Raw genomic sequence first — 19,807 nt, 5'->3', positions numbered from 1 at the left:
CAGTATTGGGAAAGTAAACACCATCATTGAAGCAGCAACTAGCTGTGTGGCAATTTTTCTTATCATCTTTTATTTTTTTATGAATTATTGTTCCTGTTTATGCTTTTTAGAAGCTCTTTTATTGCTTGACAATTTTGAAACTGTGTACCGATTTGTTCGAGATAACCCTAGCCAAATAAATCCCTTGTTTAATAAAACCAACATTGATTTCATTTTTGCCATTTCCCAGTTTATGATTTAATATTGGTCTCCCGTTTAAATCAAAAAGTTCTAATGAAGTAGCTAAATTATCATTACTGAAATAGAGCTTGTCGTTGCAAGGGTTTGGATAGAATGGGGACGTCTTTAATCCAAAATCCTCTAGGGATTTTGGACTTGTAGCCAAGGTGTCATCGGTTGCGGTATCCCAAATCGATCCAAGGTGATGCAAGCTCAGCGAGTCAATTTCAATACTGCCGTTCGCCGTAGTTAAACTCAACGGCCAGTTTCCCGCCTTCGGGGTGATGACGAAAGGCATATAGAATTCTCCCCCATTAGCGAACAGCTCCCAACTGCCGCGATCATAGAAGGCTCGGATATGCACCTTACCGTCGATGGGACTCAGGTTCCGGAACACTTTGCCGTCGGTGTCTCCGCCGACGCCGAGTTTATTGAATCTTTTATCGTACGTGATCGAAAACTCGCCAACCTTGAATTCTATTACCGACGTGGATTGCGGTTTGAATACAATCTCCATTTCAACGCCTTCGCCATAAAAGCCATTCATAAGGTTGACACCCGTGTTGAGCGTCTGGCTGTTCCATGTCAATGTATCGGTCCTCAGTTTTGAGACCTCCTCAACCGGATTGACATACACCCTCGGCTCTCCTGCGCTATTCGTTTTTAGCGTTAGTACGTTTGGAAGGTTCATGTACCGGTTGAAAGGCATACCCGGATACTCTGTTCTACCATTGCTCAACATGATCCTTCGGCCATCCGGAGTATTATTGAATGTCAGCGCGGCCGAGAGGTCCCACTGCTGACTTGCAAACCAAAATGGGCCGTATTCCTGGGTGAATGTCTTTCCATCGAAAGTTCCGACAATATATTGACGGTAGCCTGCTGAGAAAACCCATTTTACATTGGTTGTGTCACCATCCAGGGCCAACGGGAACAGATCGGACACTTCAGTTGTCCCGGGAATATTGACTGACGAGGTGAAAACCCAATTCTTCAGATCGGTGGAGTTAAAAATGTGGTAGCCGCCACTGTCACCCACAAAAAGTGTCATCACCCATACGTTTTCTGGCTCATACCAAAACACAACTGGGTCATGCTCAGAGTTATAGAAATTCGGTATGACCGGGTTCCCTTCATAATATTCGAATGTACGTCCGTTGTCGGTACTATATGCTAGTGATTGGGCAAAACGATTGGGCAAGGACATGCGTGAATTGTCGGTCCAGCCTCCGACTGACGTATAAAGGGTAACGATGGCTTCGGATCCGAAGCCGGCCGTGTCGTTCCAATCGACCACAGAAGAACCATTCCAGGCTGTACCCCAATACGTTGGATAAAGCGCTTCTGGCAATTCTTTCCAATGCACGAGATCTGTGCTAACGGCATGCCCGTGGTGCATGTTGTCCCACGCACAACCATAGGGATTGTGCTGGTAACTCATGTGATATTCACCATCCTTATAGACAAGGTTGTTTGGATCGGACAGAAAGCCGCGTTTGGGCGTGTAATGATAAATAGGTCGGAGTGTTTCCTGATAAATGGGTGTCGCAGTGGTGATTGAATCACTTTGGACAAAAAAGTTTTGCAATTCCGTCGAACTCGCCAGTTTCGAATTCAGTCGCACAACCAACTCCTGTCCCTTAAATGGCGTGAGATCCATGAATGCCCAGAAATCCGGAGTCGAACTCAGTTCTACTTTCATCTCCCGGACGACCAGCCCTTCCTGCACAAGTTCGACCAACTGTTTGGTTACTCCTGTCTTAACAGGCAGTAGCAGGTAATTTTTATCAGTCACAATGACGCTCGACAAAGATGCATCGGTTGCAATGATCTGGTCTACGTTTAGGTGTCCCCAACTGCCGGTCGTGGAATCGACAATTTGAATCTTTGCAGTCTTGTTCAAAAAGTCACTAACGTTCCATTGGAGCCAACCCAGGGTTTCGCGGTCACCCATGCCGACAGTAGTCCGTACCACCTCTCCATTGACCATCAGGTTGATGGACGTTTGGGGACGCCAATTGCCGCCGCCGATGAGGAACCGGATGTATTTGCGTGTGATGGTAAAATTGGGAGACGTAAGTGTGCCAATGGAGTTATCGCCACCTAGATACGTATTGACCAGACCTTCCCCCAGATATCCAGTCACAGTTTGCTGATTGGTTAAAGTCCCTTGCGCCGGACCTGTTCCGAAGCAAGTTCCAGTCGACGTCCATAACTCGCCTGTTGGCAGCCATTGATAGGTACTTTGTTCAAAGTCCGCGAGCGGGATGTCCTGTCCGTATACGCAAGACAGAAGCAGCACCGTTAAAACCAGATTCAGTATTCTTTTCATTATCACTGATTGGCTAGAAAATCTATTTAAAGGTTTTATTGTCTTCATCTTTATTCAATTTCAATAAAGAGGATTCTCCTTAAGTTTGTTATTATTATTAATTCTATCCTGACCTATTGGCAAGTAATAATGACGCTCATAAAAATTCATTTTTGCTGCTTCGGCATCAAATGTTTCATAGCTAAATGTCTCGTTTCCAAATCCGTCAATATGTCTAAGTATTTTCAAACCTTCCACTTGAATACTTAAAGCTTCAGTGGCAATACGCCATCTTTTCACATCCCAATAACGTTGGTCTTCAAATGCCATTTCAAGCTTTCTTTCATTACGTATGCGATCTCTTAAATCCAATCCTGAGTAAGGTTCCAAACGAAGGTTTTGTTGCAAACCGGCACGGGTTCTGATGGGTTCTATATAATCTCTGGCAGCGCTTTCCATATTTAGTTCAATAGCTGCCTCTGCCGCATTTAGATATATTTCCCCAAGCCTGAAGATGATACAATCTGTACCGGAATAAAATTCTTTAATAAATAATGGAGCTCCCCCATCCTGTAAGTGTTTTCTAACATAAAAACCTGTCTTTGTTGCATCGGGATGTATCCCCAAACCATCTTTCCCTACACCTGTACCACGATTGGTATCTATAATGCCATTAGTTTCTGTACCATACCATAATTCTACAGGGAAGCCTTGAAAAATATCATTATTGGTCAGTAAAGTCCCTTTTAAACGTGGGTCACGATTTTCAAAAGGATTATTTTCATCATAGCCTGACCCTGATTCAGTTGGCAACAACCCAGTATCCAACATTTCATAACTATCCAGCAGTTGTTTTGTAGGTGACATACTTCCACCCCAATCTACCCTGTAACTATAAGGCACATTATGCAAGTCGTAAGAATGGCCTTTTTCAAATGGAATCCATATTTTCATGAAAATGGTCTCGTCATCCGTTTCGTCAAGAAATAAATGGGCATAATTGTCACTGGCGTTTGGATATTTATTGAATAGTTGATATCCAGCTTCATTGATTATCTTTTGAGAAGCGGCCAATGATATTTGGTAATAGGCATCGGCATCTGTAGTAGGAATACCCACTAGTCCGTCTAATTGTACCATACCATATTTTGCGATACTGGCTGCATATAGAGCTGCTCTGGATTCTAAGGCTTTTGCTGCCCATTTTGGAGCTCTTCCTCTTTGCGAGGTCCAGCGATCTGGTAATAAATCGAAAGCTAATTGCGTATCTGCCAGTACTTGTTCATACACCTCTTTTTCAGTATTTCTTTCTGGAAAATACTCATCTTCCGGAGTTGTTTCCGGGTTTTGTGCTTCAAGTATTATTGGTACGCCTCCATAACGCTTTACCAATTCAAAATAACTGTATGCCCTTAAAAAATATAATTCTCCTAAACGGTTATTACGTTCTTCTGGTGTTAAAACACTGGTTGGTGCTTGTTCTATATTTTCTATGGAATAATTGATTTTCCACAAAACATCATACCCCCACCAATCTATGGGCCAGGTATTATTTGATGTTCCCCAGTTTCCAGGTCTAAAAGTGTTATTAAGACTTGTCCAAGAATAAGTACCTCTGGCTAAATCTGACAGTGCATCCCGTTGAGAGCCGCCAACACCCCAAAAGTCATCTAGATAATCCCATGGCATTTTATCATAAATTTTAAATAGATAGGCATCCATTAAGTTTTTATCATTCCATACACCCTCCTCGGTTATTCTGTCCAATGGAGGTTGATTCAAGAAATCATCACTGCACGATACCATAAAAAAGACCGTTAGTATTGCTGCTAATATTAAATTTAATTGTTTCATAGTAAGTTTTTTAGAGTGATACATTGATACCAAAAGTTATAGATTTAGTTTGCGGATAATAAAAACCGTTACCTGGACCCATTTGAGGATCAAAATCTTCATCAAAATCTTTGATGACAAATAAATTATGCCCTGTACAGAACAGTTTTATTTCATCAAACGTTGCATTCTCTTTACGTTTTGGAAGCGTATAACTTAGATTAATATTTTTAAATCGAATATGTTTACCATTTCTTAACCAAAAATCAGAGTGCCTGTAGTTGTTGTCATTAAACCCTCCATCTGTTATTCTAGGAAAAGCCGCATCTGTATTGGTTGGTGTCCAGTAATCTGATTGATAATCATACCCATTAAAACCATTACGCAATGGGCTCTGGGCCTCACCATCTAAATAAATGTCATACCCTGCTGCACCTGTTAATAAAACCGATAAAGCAAAATTCTTATATTCTGCTCCTAAATTCAGGGAATAGTTCATGGCAGGCTTACTGCCCTGACCAAATACTTTTTGATCTTTTACATCAATTATATTATCACCATTTAAGTCAACATACTTTACATCCCCAGGCTGTAAACTAGTATTTCCATTATTGTCCTGTACTGCCCATTGGTCTATTTCTTCCTGACTTTGAAAAAGGCCATCAGAAATATAGCCTCTACGCAGACCTGTATAGCCCCCTGTCTGGGTTAAATTTGCCCTCATAAAAGGATCCTCATGAAGTGTTTCATCAATAAACACTGCTTTTTCCCTGGATTTTGAGAAGTTTAACAAGGCACTAATCTTTAGGTTATCATTTAGTTGCTTATTATAATCGATTGAAAACTCAAACCCTTCATTTGAGTATTCATGGAAATTTTGGGCTGCTAAACCTACCCCTAAGGTACTGGGCACACTTGCATTGGCCCCGGCAATAACGTCTTCTTTTTTTCTGAAAAAATAATCGAATGAAAACTTAAGATCGTTATCAAATAAATCTAAATCCAAGCCAACATCATATGTTGTACTTGTTTCCCATGTAATGTCCCTATTTGGCAAAGCGGTATTGTCTATTGTTGGAATAGCCGTATCATTTATAGCAAAAAACAGATTGTAATTGAAACCACTTAACCATTGGTATGCCGAAGTTCCATCGTTACCAGCCGTTCCTATGGATGCTCTTAATTTTAAATTTGAAATCGTGTTTTTTAAAGGCTCAAAAAACGATTCTTCGGATAGTCTCCAACCTAATGACATAGATGGGAACAAACCATATTCATTACCAGGTGCGAATCTTGAAGACCCGTCATACCTGTATGTGGATTCTAAAAAATATTTAGACTTATAATCATAACTAAACCTACCGACAAAGCCTAAACGGTTTTCACGCCACTCACCTCCATTGGCCCGTTGATTTTTTATAGAACCTGCAAAAAGTTGGTCTATAAATGTAGACTGGAAATCTTGACGGCTGGCATTAAAATCCTGGCCTTGTATTTTTTGTATTTCAGCTAATAGCAACCCAGACACATTGTGGTCTCCAAAAGTTCGTTCATAATTGACAGACTCTTGTAAAACATAGTGGTTACTATAATTTGTGCTTTGGGTTAGAATAGTTTCACTTGGTGAGCCCGGTGGTGTTGATCGAAATACATCGTAATTTCCTGTTTGCCTATTTAACGTATAAAGGTCAAAACTCTTACCCCAAGATTTGTTGAAATGATTATTATAAACTAAAGAGGCATAAGACTTTAACTTAAGGCCTTTAAGCTGTTTGACATCCCATTCCAAAGATATTTTAGCGTCAAAATTATTATTTCTTGCTCTATAATAACCTGCATTAAAATCTCTCAGTCCCTCAACTACATGAAAGGGAGTCGTGCTAGGCCTTGCAGGTGTTCCATCAGGGTAATAGGCCAAATCTGAAGGCAGTGACCTACTTAACTCCCTAAAAACATCGAATGCGGAATATCCCGGAGCTTCATTAATTTGCCTACGTGCCCCCATATTAACCGTTAGGTTTAAGTTATCCGTAACATCGGCATTTACATTCGTTCTTAAGTTATATCGTTGAAAGGACAGCACATCCTCCGTATAATTGGAACCTTGATCTATATATCCAGTTGACACGAAATATTTAACTTTTTCTGTTCCTCCCGATAAGTTCAGGTTATGCTGTTGTTGAAACCCCCAATCCTTCAAGACCAAATCTCTCCAATCTGTATTGGGATAATTTATTGGGTCTGCGCCAGAGCGGAATAAATCAACCTCTTCGTCTGTATAGAACTGACCTTGCCCTGCGTTTCTTAAACCTTCATTTAATATTTCTGCACGATCTGCCGAGCTTAAAAATTCTGGATAAGATGTAAGGGATGTATATGTAAATTGATTGCTATACGACAATTTGGGTTTGCCAATTTTTCCTTTTCTTGTGGTAATCAAAACGACCCCATTACCACCTTGAACCCCATAAACTGCGGCAGCAGCGGCATCCTTCAGTACTGAAATACTTTCAATTTCGTTGGGATCCAGTTGGTTTAAATCTCCGGGGGCACCATCTACTATAACCAATGCGCTTCCAAAGTTTCTAACTTCAAAACTGGAATTACTAAATCCAGGTTCGCCCGAACCTTGTTGGACAAAAAGTCCTGAAGCCAACCCTTCAAGAGCATTACTCACATTAGGCACAGGTTGTTTTTTTAAAGTTTCCTCGTCAATCGTTGAAACTGCTGAAATAAGCTTGGTCTTAGATGTACTGCCGTAACCAACCACTACAACTTCGTCCAAGGCGGCTATATCGGTTTGTAAAGAAACATTGATGGATTTTTGCCCATCTACCTTAATTTCTTTGGAAACAAAGCCTACGGAACTAAAAACCAATATGGAATTTGGGGAGGACACATTGATGTTATAATTACCATCAAAATCGGATGTGGTTCCGTTCATTGTACCTTTAACAATTACCGTAACGCCAGGTAATGGCATATTGTCATCAGAGGAGGTTATTTTTCCCTGTATCGGTATTTCCTGTGCCAACAAGCCATTGGCAGAAAATAACAAGGCAAGAATACCCCATAATGTTTTTAATAGTATTTTATTTTTCATCTGTTTACTTTTGTTTGTTTTAATTTGTTCAGATGGAACACCCTGAATAATCATCCTCGTGTGCGCGAATGCCATTCTCACAGGTGTTTCATATCCCTAAGTTTATGTTTTTGTAGTTCATTTAACAGTCCATATTACAGCATGAACCGTTTCTTAAATCGAAGTTTCGAGTGATTCTGTATGTTCAACTCGATATTGATTGTTTAGTTGTTATTATTCATTGGTCTATAGTTTAGTGGTTATTATTTATTTAGTTGTTTTTCTTTTATAATTAGTTATTTAGTACATGATAAAAATTGAAGCGTGTCGCATTAAAACCTATCGAAGTCCAATCCCCAACACTTCTGCATATAGCTTCGACAAACTCCTGACATCTGATTATATTTGGATTTTTCTATCCATTGTTTGAATTTTGAATGTAAGGTATCCTGAAAACGTTTTCACTCATTTCGACTCTGTATCAAAATTTTGTGATTTTATAGTTTCCCTTCCAATCCTTTGCTATTATGCGTCTTTTAGGCAAAAAAATGTATGTGAAAATAGAAATATCGAATTCTGAACCTTTCAATTCTGTATCAATTATTTAATTTTGAATCAACTTCAGATTATTCTTGACTAAACCTCTTGATTATATAACAGGCGGTTGCCAATAAGTTATAGACTCTACCTACTCCATTTAAACTTTCTAGATACAAAAAGGGGCTTGACAAGGGTTTCGACTTTAGTTTATCTTGAGCATTATCGAAAATGAAAATGTGTTTTTATTTGAAGATAAAAGCGCAGCTTGCGAAAGGACCAGACTGACATTTGAATATATTTGGATTTATGTCATGTGCTAAAATAATGTTTAGTTCCTCTGGCTAATTGTTCCGGCCAGTTGAATGTACTTCATTTAAAACGAAATCTTTTTCTATGTATTGGATTTCAATCTTGGTTAGGAAGCCGAATCTTTCGGGTTCAGTTTGAACTCTGTTGGCGTTATGCCAAATTGATTCTTAAAGGCTGTAGAAAAATAGGGCGCAGAAGAATATCCTACCAAATGAGCAATTTCAGAAACAGTGTGGTCCGACGAAGTAAGCAAATGCTTGGCTTTTTTTAGACGGACACTGTTGATATAATCATTAACACTGTACCCAAGCACCGCTTTTACTTTTCTGTAAAGCTGTATCCTTGATAGACCTAACTTCTGGTAAATATCATTCACACCAAAATCCGAGTTGGAAATATTCTCCTCCACTATGGCAACAAACTGGTTAATGAATTTCTTTTCCAGACTCGATAAAGGAACTTGTCGTGGCTTTGATGGAAGCTCGATGGTATAGTGTTCGCGTAACTTTTGATGGCTGATCAGCAAGGTATTAATTCTTTCTGCCAGTAGGTTGTAGTTAAATGGTTTTGTAATATAATCATCTGCTCCCAGCTTTATTCCTGCAATGCGCTCGTTAATGTCCGCCATTGCTGTCAGCACAATAATGGGAATGTGGGAGAATCGAACGTCAGATTTCAGTGTTCTAATCACATCATGGCCACTTTCTTTTTTAAGCATGAGATCACAAATAATCAAATCTGGTATCTCTTCTTGCGCTTTAAGTATGCCTTCTTTCACTCTTTCGGCTTCCACAATATTATACTTTTGCCTCAGTCGCTGCACCAGATATTTTCTAAGTTCGGGATTGTCCTCAATAATCAGTAGCGTGTGTTCTTTGAGTTGAACATTCGGATTCTCATCAGTTTCCGATATTTCCGCCATGTCAAATTCCATCATGGATGAATCTTCGAACACTTGATCGTCCATGGATTTAATAAGTTGGGATTCATCAAAATGAGCATTTCCGGTTTTTAACTTAATTTCAAAACGTGTACCTCTTCCTTTTACACTTTGTACCGATATATCCCCTTGATGCAATTGAATAATCTCTTTGGAAAGCGCTAGACCAATTCCTGTCCCAAGCGTCCGGTTTTGTTCACCTTGATAAAACCTACTAAAGACATTTTCCAGATCTACCTCGGACATTCCCACACCTGAATCTTCAACCACAATCAGCACATGTCCCTCTAAGTGGTTATGCTCCATTTTCACATTGATATGCCCTCCTTTTGGGGTAAACTTCATTGCATTTGACAAAAGATTGAAGAGAACCTTATCCAACATATTGCGATCGTACCACAACGGGATGACATCCTTTTCATGGCTAAACATCAACTGTATCCTTTGCTTTTGGGCTGGTCTTTGGAAAGCGTCCACCACTTCTTCGACAAAAGCCACCAAATCAGATTCGGTCACGCGTATTTGCATTTTTCCAACGTCTATCTTTCTGAAGTCCATAATCTGGTTCACCAACCTAAGCAACCTCAAGGTATTGGATTTTATAAGGTTATGCTCTTTTCGCACATGACCAAGATCCCTTCGTTCCAGTAGTTCTTCTATTGGGGAAAGTATCAACGTTAGTGGGGTTCTGAATTCATGTGAAATATTGGTAAAAAAGGTCAGTTTTTGTTGGTTTGCTTCTTCTGCCTGATTGGAATAAGCTACCACCTTTTCGTTGATAGCTGCCAGTTCCTTGTTCGTTCTTCTTTTATCCACCAATGACTTGAAGGCATATGCTCCTAAGACAATAGCTATGAACGTCACCGCTGCAAACAAATAATTAAGCATCCGCTCTGTCCTGTACACATTTCTTATCCCGTTCAGCTTTTCCCCTAGGCTTAGAATATCGTTGTGCTGCTCCGCCAATTTATTTACCTGTAGTTGCGTGAGCTTCACATTATTGGCATCAATCACCATTGACTGGAGTCTGGTTTCTCTTTGAAAGGGCTCATTATGCAATATGGAAGCTGCCACATCGATAGCGACATCACCTCCGGTCGGATACAAAAAGGACGCTTTCAATATCCCACGATCCACATAATCCAGTCCTTCATTTGGCCCGGGCAACCCATCGATCCCTATAAAATCAATCCCAGCTGCAAGCTCTAGGGAATCGGCAATCTGGTGGGCAAGGTATGCTCCTACATCGGTATGTGAAAATATAACGTCATAATGATTTTTCCGAATAAGATCTATATAGTCGGCTGTCCCATGATGCAATATCGCACGGCATGTATCCACTTTAATATCAGCATAGTTCCTTATCTGTGACTGAAAGCCTGTATGTCTTTCTGAAAAAGCGGTTACCCGAGGCGTTTCGTATAATTCAAGTACTCTTCCACTGCTATTTAAAAGCCCATATGTATATCTGGCCACTTCTTGACCAATGGATTGGTTGTCTGCTCCAATATAGGCTGTATATTGATCCGATTCTATTCTTCTGTCCAGTAAAACAACTGGAATGCCTTTTGCATATACAGATTCAATGATCGGTTTTAATGGTTGTGATTCTGAGGGAGAGACAATTAACAAATCGATATCTTCATTGACTAATTCCTGAATCTGACGCACTTGTATACCTACTACGTGATTGGCATGCTTCAACACCAATTCAATATCCTCATGGAATAACAATTGACGCTGCATTTCATTGTACATGGTTCGTCTCCAGTTATCATTCATTGTTGGTTGTGAAACCCCAATTTTAAATTTCTTCTTATTGGCAGGCTCACAAGAGAATAATACAATGGAAAATAGAATAAAAAGCACTATTCTTGTTAACTTCATCATTTAAATTAATGAAGTAATTTAAACTTTTCTCAATTGGCTAAAAAATTGCCTTTTTGAGCCTACTTTTTTACTTTTTTTCCTTCCGTAGCCCTGCTACGCAACTCAAAAAAGCCCTCGATTAGACTCAAAAGGGTTAATTTTCGCTTCAATCAAAAAAGTTTAAATCACTTCTATTGGAAAAAAGCAAATATATGCGGAACAAATTACAAAATAATTGATTAACAATTGACCTAAATAATCTTTTGGTTCAACTTGTTGGATACAGCCTGTCGTGGATTATGGAAAAAAGAAAAACCGGGTGTATGACTCACCCGGTCTTAACTAACCCAACCACAAACTAATTAGTAGGTCCACGCCATTCTTCAATTTTTATCCCTTCTGCCAATCGCGTCAACCCCTTCTCAACAATTATTTCATCGGCTACAGTAAATGTTGCTAGCTGGACAATATTGTCACTTGAAGATCCAACCCGTAGCTCATAAGTACCTGGTTCCACTATCCAAGCCATTCGATCGGTATCAAATGACGTCAAATCCCGAGCTGATAATGAAAATGATAAGGTCTGTGTTTCACCTCCTGTCAATTGTCTGGTTTTAGCAAAAGCCCGAAGTTCCTGCTCCGGTTTATGCAGATCCTTACCTGGTGCAGCGACATAGACCTGGACTACTTCTTTACCCGCAACAGTTCCTGTATTGGTGACTTTCACTTCAAAGTTCAGTTCATTTTCAAAAGTATTATTACTGAGTTTCAAATCATTTATTGAAAAAGTAGTATAAGAAATACCATGTCCAAATGAAAAAGCAACTGGCACATCGTATGTCTGATAATAACGATACCCTACGTAAATGCCTTCATTGTGCTTCACCTCAGCTGGTGTTGCAGGAAAAAATACCCCCTGCATACGAATAGGCTCTGCACCCGGAATCTCTTCTCCTGGAAAATACTCTGAGCTCGGTACATCGCCATAGCTCACTGGGAACGTCGTGGGCAACTTGCCTGATGGATTTACTTTACCCAAAACCAAATCGGCCACGGCATGACCAGCTTCCTGACCGCCCTGCCAAGCTATAAGTACGGCATCTACCTGATCCACCCAGGTTTTCATTTCTATCACATTTCCTATGTTAAGAACCATAACTACTTTTTTTCCATGCTTATGATATACCTCTGATACCGTCTGGATCATACTTTTTTCCACATCGGTAAGATAGAAGTCCCCTTCAATTTTTCTGTCTGCACCTTCACCGGAGTTACGGGAAATAGTGATCAAAGCAACGTCTGTCAATTTAGCTTTCTCTTTAATCTGATTTTCGGTTAGCGGTCTTTCGTCAATTAGTTTTGATTCTTCATACCACTCCAGTTTTCGTCGTCTGGCTTTTTCATCTTTAATATATCGTTCATATAGGACTTTCAATTCCTGATCTACTGGATAGCCCGCAGCTTCCAATCCCTGAACCATCGACACGACATAGGCTTCATTGACGTCACCGCTACCTGTACCACCTGACACAAAATCATACGATCCTATTCCAAACGCAGCAATGTTCTTCACCTCCGAAGCAAGTGGCAAAGCGCCCTCATTTTTCACAAGGACAGCCCCCTGGGTGGCAGCATGTCTGGCAATCTCAGCACTGGCTTTCAGGTCGGGTGCATCAGAATAAGCATATTTCTGTGCAGCAAGAGATTTGTAAATCAAGGTCAGAATGCGTTTAACATTTTTATTTAGGGTATCTTCACTTAATTTACCACTGATTATTGCCTCTTTTATGCGTTCCTTTTGTGCAGGAACTCCCGGCATCAAGAGATCATTACCTGCTTCCATTTGAGCAACCGCATCATCACCTGCATACCAATCACTCATAACGAGTCCGTTAAACCCCCACTCATCCCTTAGTATGGATTCCAATAAATCGTATCTCTGTGAGGCGTAGGCTCCATTGAATTTGTTGTAGGCACTCATCACTGTCCAAGGTTGAGCCTCACGGACTGCAATCTCAAAACCCCTTAAATAAATTTCCCGAAGTGCCCGGTCGCTAACCAAAGCATTCAATGCTGTTCTATTGGTCTCTTGGTTATTGGCCACAAAATGCTTGATTGAACATCCAATTCCGTTTGACTCTACCCCGTTAACCATCGCTGCGGCCATCTTTCCACTCAGCAGAGGATCTTCAGAGTAATATTCAAAATTTCTTGCTCCTAATGGATTCCGATGAATATTCATCCCTGGGGCCAATAACACATCCACTCCATATTCCTTTACTTCATGCCCCATTGCTTTACCAACCCCAGTTACAAGATCCGTATCCCAACTTGCGGCTAAAGATGTTTCAATTGGAAAAGCTGTAGCATAATACCTTTTCGTATCAGAACTGTCCCTGACTGGCTGAATACGTAATCCTGCGGGACCGTCTGCAAGTACTACTCGTGGAACGTTCAGATCAGGAATATCCTGAATATTACCTACTGCGCCTATTACCTTTTCTACCAGGCCTTTGTCTCCCGGCAATCCCATTCCCACTACCAAATTGACCTTCTGGTCCAGGCTCAACTTCGGAAGTAAGGCTTCTGCCTGTTCTTCTGGTGTTTTACTGGAAATGGATTGCTGACTCTGACATCCCCACACAAAAAAAGGGACTACTAAAATGGTAAGTATTGATTTAAACTTCATAGTTGGTGTTTTATTTATTAATTTAGTTCATTTTTAGACATATGACCAATGGCATAGTATTCTGGGTTTTTTGTCACCTCGCCAGTTACATTATTTATGGTAACCACCCCTTCTGGTAACTTCATCTCAAAATTTGTTTTAAGTAAATAATTCATACAAAAAATTCTGTTTCATGACTATCTTAGTCATTTCCTCAAGGGGTTCTTCAAAACTACCACATGCGTCAGTCCTTTTCCCTTGTGGTGGCAAACCACATTCAATAATATTTGAATGCCTTTGTCCATCACCTGAATTTTACCTCTAAGCTATTTTGAAAACGTTTCCACTCATTTCGACGCTGTATCAAATTCTTGCAATTTTAGAATTTCATCTTTGAACCATTGCTATTGTGCATTTTTCAAACAAAAAAATGATGACTAAATGGGAATATTATAATTTATAACTTTCAGTATTGTACCACTATTTCGATTTTGTATCGGTTTGAGTTTGGGTTTAGTTAATGGATTTATAGTAAAAGTGGGATTGTCTTGTAGCTATCAGGACGAGACACTTCTTAGCAAGGATTTATAAACGCACCGATTTCTTCACGGGATATCATTGGGTTGGCGCCTTCGCTTTGAGCAACCAAAGCTCCGACGGCACAGGCAAAATCTATGGCTTCTTGTGGACTGACTTTCTGTAATAGGAGGCTTATTAACGACCCTAAGAATGAATCGCCCGCTCCTACCGTATCAATTACTTTTATTATGAAGCCACTATTGTAATAAAATGTACCATCATACATCAGTACGGCCCCATGATGCCCTTTGGTAACACAGATCTGCTTCGTATTGGTTATTTCGGCAATGTAACATATGTTCTGCTCCAATGACAAATATTTTGAACCTAATAATTTGCTCACTTCATAAAGCTCATCATCATTGAATTTTATAAAATCGGCTTTGTTCATTAAATGAACCAACACCTCTTTAGTGTAGTATGGTGGCCTTAAATTAAGATCAAAAATTTTGTATTTGGCAAGTTCTATGAGTTTGTACAATGTGCTTCTAGAACTTTCGTCTCTTGCTGCCAAACTGCCAAAAACAAACGCATCAGAATTCTTAACAGCACCTTTGTTTATCTCTGTTAACCTTATTTTATCCCAAGCCCTTGGGTATTTAATATCATAGGACGCCGACCCCTTATCATTTAGCATCACTTTTACCTTGCCGGTTTTGTACTCATTGTTCACTTGAATACAGCTAGTATCAATACCTACGTCTTTAATGTGTTTAAGCAATTCAGCCCCACTTTTACCTTGACCAATAGCACTAATCATGGTAACATTATTCCCTAATGCTTGCAATCTATTAGCAACATTTAAGGGCGCTCCTCCTATTTTTTTATTGGTTGGAAATACATCCCATAATACTTCTCCAAAACATACTACTTTTGACATGCAATTAAAATTTAAATTCCAGAAGAATCAATAATAAGACTTCTGGAATTGGTTTAACTAAATAAAAAAACTAACTCTAAACATATTTATTATTTTGTGCAATCAATCATAAATATTTGCACCATTTTCTTCGAAAAACCATTCTGCCAATTTATTTACCTGTAGTTGCGTGAGCTTCACATTACTGTGATCAATCAACATTGACCGCAGTCTGGTTCCTCTTAGAAAAGGCTCATTATACAATATGAAAGTTGCCACATCGATAGCTATATCCCACGATCCACGTAATCAAGCCCTTTGTTTGGCTCGGTTAACCCATCAACCCCTATAAAAGCGATTAGCAGGGCAATAAAAAAAACCGGATGTATGACGCACCCGGTCTTAACTAACCCAACCACAAACTAATTAGCAGGGCCACCCCACTCTTCAATTTTTATCCCCTCTGCCAATCGGGTCAATCCCTTTTCTATAATTATTTCATCGGCTACAGTAAATGTTGCTAATTGGACAATATTGGCACTTGAAGATCCAACCCGTAGCTCATAAGTACCTGGCTCCACTATCCAAGCCATTCGATCGGTATCAAACGACGCCAAATCCCTAGCTGATAATGAAAACGATAAGGTCTGTGCTTCACCTCCTGTCAATTGTCTGGTTTTTGCAAAAGCCCGAAGTTCTTGCTCCGGTTTATGCAGATCCCTACCTGGTGCAGCGACATAGACCTGGACTACTTCTTTACCGGCAACAGTTCCTGTATTGGTGACCTTCACTTCAAAGTTCAGCTCCTTTTTAAAGGTATCATCGCTGAGTTTCAAATCGTTTATTGAAAAATCAGTATAAGAAATACCATGCCCAAATGGAAAAGCAACCGGCACATCGTATGTCTGATAATAGCGATACCCTACGTAGATGCCTTCAATGTGCTTCACCTCAGAAGGCACTGCAAAACCAAACACCCCCTGCATACGAATAGGCTCTGCACCTGGAACCTCTTCTCCGGGAAAATATTTTGAGCTCGGTACATCATCATAATTTACCGGAAATGTAGTGGGCAGCTTGCCCGATGGATTTACTTTACCAAGCACTAGGTCGGCTACTGCATGGCCTGCTTCCTGGCCGCCCTGCCAAGTAATTAATACGGCATCTACCTGATCCATCCAACTTTTCATTTCAATCACATTTCCTATGTTAAGAACCATAACTACTTTTTTTCCATGCTTACGGTATACTTCCGATACCGTCTGGATCATACTTTTTTCTACATCGGTAAGATAGAAGTCCCCTTCAAGTTTTCTATCAGCGCCTTCTCCGGAGTTGCGGGAAATCGTGATCAAAGCAACATCTGTTGATTTGACTTTCGCTTTAACCTGATCCTTGGTTAACGGTTTTTCGGCAATTGGTTTTGAATTATCATACCATTCCAGTCCAGATAGTCTGGCTTTTTCATCTTTAATATATTGCTCATATTGGACTTTCAATTCCTGATCTACTGGGTTGCCTGCAGCTTCCAATCCCTGAACCATAGATACTACATAGGCTTCATTGACGTCACCGCTACCTGTACCACCTGATATAAAATCATACGATCCTATTCCGAACGCAGCAATGTTCTTCACCTCCGAAGCAAGTGGCAAAGCACCTTCATTTTTCACAAGGACAGCCCCCTGGGTGGCAGCATGTCTGGCAATCTGGGCACTGGCTTTCAGGTCGGGTGCATCAGAATAGGCATATTTCTGTGCAGCAGGAGATCTGTAGATCAAGGTCAGGATGCGTTTAACATTTTTATTAAGGGTATCTTCACTCAATTCACCACTAATTATGGCCTCTTTTATGCGTTCCTTTTGTGCAGGAACTCCCGGCATCAAGAGATCATTACCTGCTTCCATTTGAACAACCGCATCGTCACCTGCATACCAATCAGTCATGACGAGTCCGTTAAACCCCCATTCGTCCCTTAGTATGGATTCCAATAAATCATATCTCTGCGAAGCGTAGGCTCCGTTGAATTTGTTGTAGGCACTCATCACTGTCCAAGGCTGAGCCTCACGAACTGCAATCTCAAAACCCCTTAAATAAATTTCCCGAAGTGCCCTGTCGCTGACCAGAGCATCTATAGTAGTTCTGTTAGTCTCTTGGTTGTTGGCCACAAAATGTTTGATCGAGCATCCAACGCCGTTTGACTCTACCCCATTAACCATCGCTGCAGCCATCTTTCCACTAAGCAGGGGGTCTTCAGAGTAATACTCAAAATTTCTTGCCCCTAAAGGATTACGATGAATATTCATCCCCGGAGCCAATAATACGTCCACTCCGTATTCCTTTACTTCATGCCCCATCGCTTTACCAACCCCGGTTACAAGATCCGTATCCCAACTTGCGGCTAAAGACGTTTCGATTGGAAAAGCTGTAGCATAATACCTTTTCGTATCAGAACTGTCCCTGACTGGCTGAATACGTAATCCGGCAGGGCCGTCGGCAAGTACTACCCTAGGTAAACTCAAGTCAGGAAAGTCCTGAATATTGCCTGCTGCACCCATTACCTTTTCTATCAGACCCTCGTCTCCCGGCAGGCCCATTCCCACTACCAAACTGACCTTCTGGTCCAGGCTCAACTTCGGAAGTAAGGCTTCTGCCTGTTCTTCTGGTGTTTTATTGGAAATGGATTGCTGACTCTGACATCCCCACACAAAAAAGGGGATCGCTAAAACGGAATATATTGATGTAAACTTCATAGTTGGTATTTTTATTTGTTTATAAATTTAGTTCATTGAAGAATGGTTTTTACCAATCACTTACTTAGTTCTTTATGGAATTATTATTTACAGTTTTGCTTTATTGTTGTCTCAGTCGGGATTTCGAACCAATCTACAGCCCCCCCTAATAAGGAGAATCCGTCTTCAGTAGACGTAATAACTCCTTTTAATTCAATATCTTGAGGTGTTGCGGACAAAAACGAGCTAAACAGCAATAAATAAATGGGTAATCTAATTTTCATAATCGAGGTGTTATTTAGTTTATTTTTAATTGTTTAATAATCATGTTCTCTATTTCAGGAGAGGTGGTATTCGCTTTTATAGAAAACGAGTCAAACGGTTGTGTCGTAAAAAATATCTCTGTCATAACCATTGTACCATTATTATAGAAAAGTTCAATAGAAGTTTTATCTAAAATGATTCTTACATCTAGATCATTTATGTCCTTGTTAAATGGTGCTTTTGAAATATTTTTTGCAAAGTCCTCAGAAAAAAAGATGTTTCCTGATTTAGACCTATCTATAAAAAAATAATGGTCTATCTTGTTCAATCCAAACGTTATAGATTCCCCTTTTGAATTGCTTAAACAAAATGTATAAACATCTTGTTTTAAATCTGAAACGGTAAACTGTATATCAGCTTTTGTAAAATCCACTAATGGGGACTTGGCAACAACTGTTTTGTCTGTTATTGAAATCTTATTTTTACGTATGGTTTTGGACACGTAATTTTGTAATTCTCTTACAGGTAAAAATTTTAATCGATATCGACCCTCATTCTTTACCAGAGTTATTTCCCTTGGGGTTGTCATGGCACTTCGCCAAGTTTCAGTAGGTACTTGTTGTGCGTATTGCCAATTGGACATCCAGCCTAAAAACAATTTCCTACCATCTGTACTTGGGATATTAGACCAAGTTACACCAGCATAATTATCTTTACCGAAGTCAATCCAAAGAGCCTTTTTGCTTTCTAAATCATTATTAAAAGACGGATCCAGGCTAAATGTTTTTCCATCAAAATCACCTATAAAATATTGCGTTCCCGAACCCCCATTAGGTCCTCCAGGATTTAAGCTTTGAAGCAGTACCCATTTCATTTCTGTAGAATTTTCAACTTGCATGGGGAAGAAATCTGGACATTCCCATACGCCTCCATGAGCTCCTAAACCGTTTCCGAAATTAGAAAGAAAATGCCATTCTTTTAAGTCTATAGAACTATATAACTTTATTCTGTCATTAGCAGCAAGAGCCATTACCCATTGTTGATGCTTTTCATCCCAAAGAACTTTAGGATCTCTAAAATCTTTAATTCCAGGGTTTTTTAATACGGGATTATTATCATATTTAATCCATGTATTTCCATTATCTAGAGAATATGCTATACTCTGGTTTTCAAATTCTACCTTAGCTTCTTTTTCTTTCACAGGGTCATGATGAGTAAAAATAGCAACAATAGGAGGTATTGTTCCATTTCCAAATCCGGAGGTGTTTTCTGTATCTACAACAGCACTTCCAGAAAAAATATAGCCTAATTCATCTGGATATAGGGCAATAGGTTGTTCTTCCCATATTATTAAGTCTTTACTAGTAGCATGGCCCCAATGCATAGGGCCCCATTTATTACCATCAGGATAGTATTGGAAGAATAAGTGATAAGTATTATTTAAAAAAAACATTCCATTGGGATCATTCATCCAATGCTCTTTTGGTGTAAAATGAAAATTAGGACGGTATAAAGCTTCTTCTGATTGAGAAATATTTAAATTTTGTGCTTTACTATCTGGAATGTTTTTACATGAGACAATTAAAAACATTACAATTGTAA

The 19,807-nt window shown here is 39.7% G+C and carries 9 protein-coding genes; all 9 read right to left on the bottom strand.

Annotated elements, in window-relative coordinates; translation table 11 throughout:
* Positions 1-118 precede the first annotated feature (118 nt).
* The 9 genes from CJ739_RS12755 to CJ739_RS20635 all read right to left on the bottom strand — a co-directional run bounded on the left by CJ739_RS12755 (position 119) and on the right by CJ739_RS20635 (position 19,796).
* Complete coding sequence (locus CJ739_RS12755) at positions 119-2,599, bottom strand: T9SS type A sorting domain-containing protein (RefSeq protein WP_117175944.1); 2,481 nt, start codon at positions 2,597-2,599, stop codon at positions 119-121.
* A 12-nt stretch (positions 2,600-2,611) separates the two neighbouring features.
* Positions 2,612-4,384, bottom strand: a complete 1,773-nt coding sequence (locus tag CJ739_RS12750; RefSeq protein WP_117178964.1) for a RagB/SusD family nutrient uptake outer membrane protein — start codon at positions 4,382-4,384, stop codon at positions 2,612-2,614.
* A gap of 10 nt (positions 4,385-4,394) precedes the next feature.
* Entirely contained in the window at positions 4,395-7,466 is a 3,072-nt protein-coding gene (locus CJ739_RS12745) for a SusC/RagA family TonB-linked outer membrane protein (RefSeq protein WP_117178962.1), read from the bottom strand.
* A 934-nt stretch (positions 7,467-8,400) separates the two neighbouring features.
* Complete coding sequence (locus tag CJ739_RS12740) at positions 8,401-11,124, bottom strand: hybrid sensor histidine kinase/response regulator transcription factor (RefSeq protein ID WP_117175942.1); 2,724 nt, start codon at positions 11,122-11,124, stop codon at positions 8,401-8,403.
* Between the two features lie 337 nt (positions 11,125-11,461).
* Positions 11,462-13,792: a glycoside hydrolase family 3 C-terminal domain-containing protein gene (locus CJ739_RS12735; RefSeq protein ID WP_117175940.1), complete on the bottom strand. Its 2,331-nt coding sequence runs from the start codon at positions 13,790-13,792 to the stop codon at positions 11,462-11,464.
* Between the two features lie 553 nt (positions 13,793-14,345).
* Positions 14,346-15,230, bottom strand: a complete 885-nt coding sequence (locus CJ739_RS12730; RefSeq protein ID WP_117175938.1) for a carbohydrate kinase family protein — start codon at positions 15,228-15,230, stop codon at positions 14,346-14,348.
* 401 nt (positions 15,231-15,631) lie between these two features.
* On the bottom strand, positions 15,632-17,962 hold the full coding sequence (locus CJ739_RS12725; protein WP_117175936.1) for a glycoside hydrolase family 3 C-terminal domain-containing protein: 2,331 nt from the start codon (positions 17,960-17,962) through the stop codon (positions 15,632-15,634).
* An 83-nt stretch (positions 17,963-18,045) separates the two neighbouring features.
* On the bottom strand, positions 18,046-18,225 hold the full coding sequence (locus CJ739_RS20360) for a hypothetical protein (protein ID WP_162880210.1): 180 nt from the start codon (positions 18,223-18,225) through the stop codon (positions 18,046-18,048).
* A 14-nt stretch (positions 18,226-18,239) separates the two neighbouring features.
* Positions 18,240-19,796: a glycoside hydrolase family 32 protein gene (locus CJ739_RS20635; RefSeq protein ID WP_257791462.1), complete on the bottom strand. Its 1,557-nt coding sequence runs from the start codon at positions 19,794-19,796 to the stop codon at positions 18,240-18,242.
* Positions 19,797-19,807 lie beyond the last annotated feature (11 nt).

The sequence above is a fragment of the Mariniflexile sp. TRM1-10 genome, from assembly GCF_003425985.1.
Classification (GTDB): domain Bacteria; phylum Bacteroidota; class Bacteroidia; order Flavobacteriales; family Flavobacteriaceae; genus Mariniflexile.
This window is presented reverse-complemented; position numbering and strand designations above follow the sequence as displayed.

Excerpts from the sequence above, each read along its gene's own strand:
- CJ739_RS12735 (WP_117175940.1), bottom strand. The coding sequence starts at position 13,792 with ATGAAGTTTAAATCAATACTTACCATTTTAGTAGTCCCTTTTTTTGTG.
- CJ739_RS20360 (WP_162880210.1), bottom strand. The coding sequence starts at position 18,225 with ATGAAAATTAGATTACCCATTTATTTATTGCTGTTTAGCTCGTTTTTG.
- CJ739_RS12755 (WP_117175944.1), bottom strand. The coding sequence starts at position 2,599 with ATGAAGACAATAAAACCTTTAAATAGATTTTCTAGCCAATCAGTGATA.
- CJ739_RS12750 (WP_117178964.1), bottom strand. The coding sequence starts at position 4,384 with ATGAAACAATTAAATTTAATATTAGCAGCAATACTAACGGTCTTTTTT.
- CJ739_RS20635 (WP_257791462.1), bottom strand. The coding sequence starts at position 19,796 with ATGTTTTTAATTGTCTCATGTAAAAACATTCCAGATAGTAAAGCACAA.
- CJ739_RS12730 (WP_117175938.1), bottom strand. The coding sequence starts at position 15,230 with ATGTCAAAAGTAGTATGTTTTGGAGAAGTATTATGGGATGTATTTCCA.
- CJ739_RS12740 (WP_117175942.1), bottom strand. The coding sequence starts at position 11,124 with ATGATGAAGTTAACAAGAATAGTGCTTTTTATTCTATTTTCCATTGTA.
- CJ739_RS12725 (WP_117175936.1), bottom strand. The coding sequence starts at position 17,962 with ATGAAGTTTACATCAATATATTCCGTTTTAGCGATCCCCTTTTTTGTG.
- CJ739_RS12745 (WP_117178962.1), bottom strand. The coding sequence starts at position 7,466 with ATGAAAAATAAAATACTATTAAAAACATTATGGGGTATTCTTGCCTTG.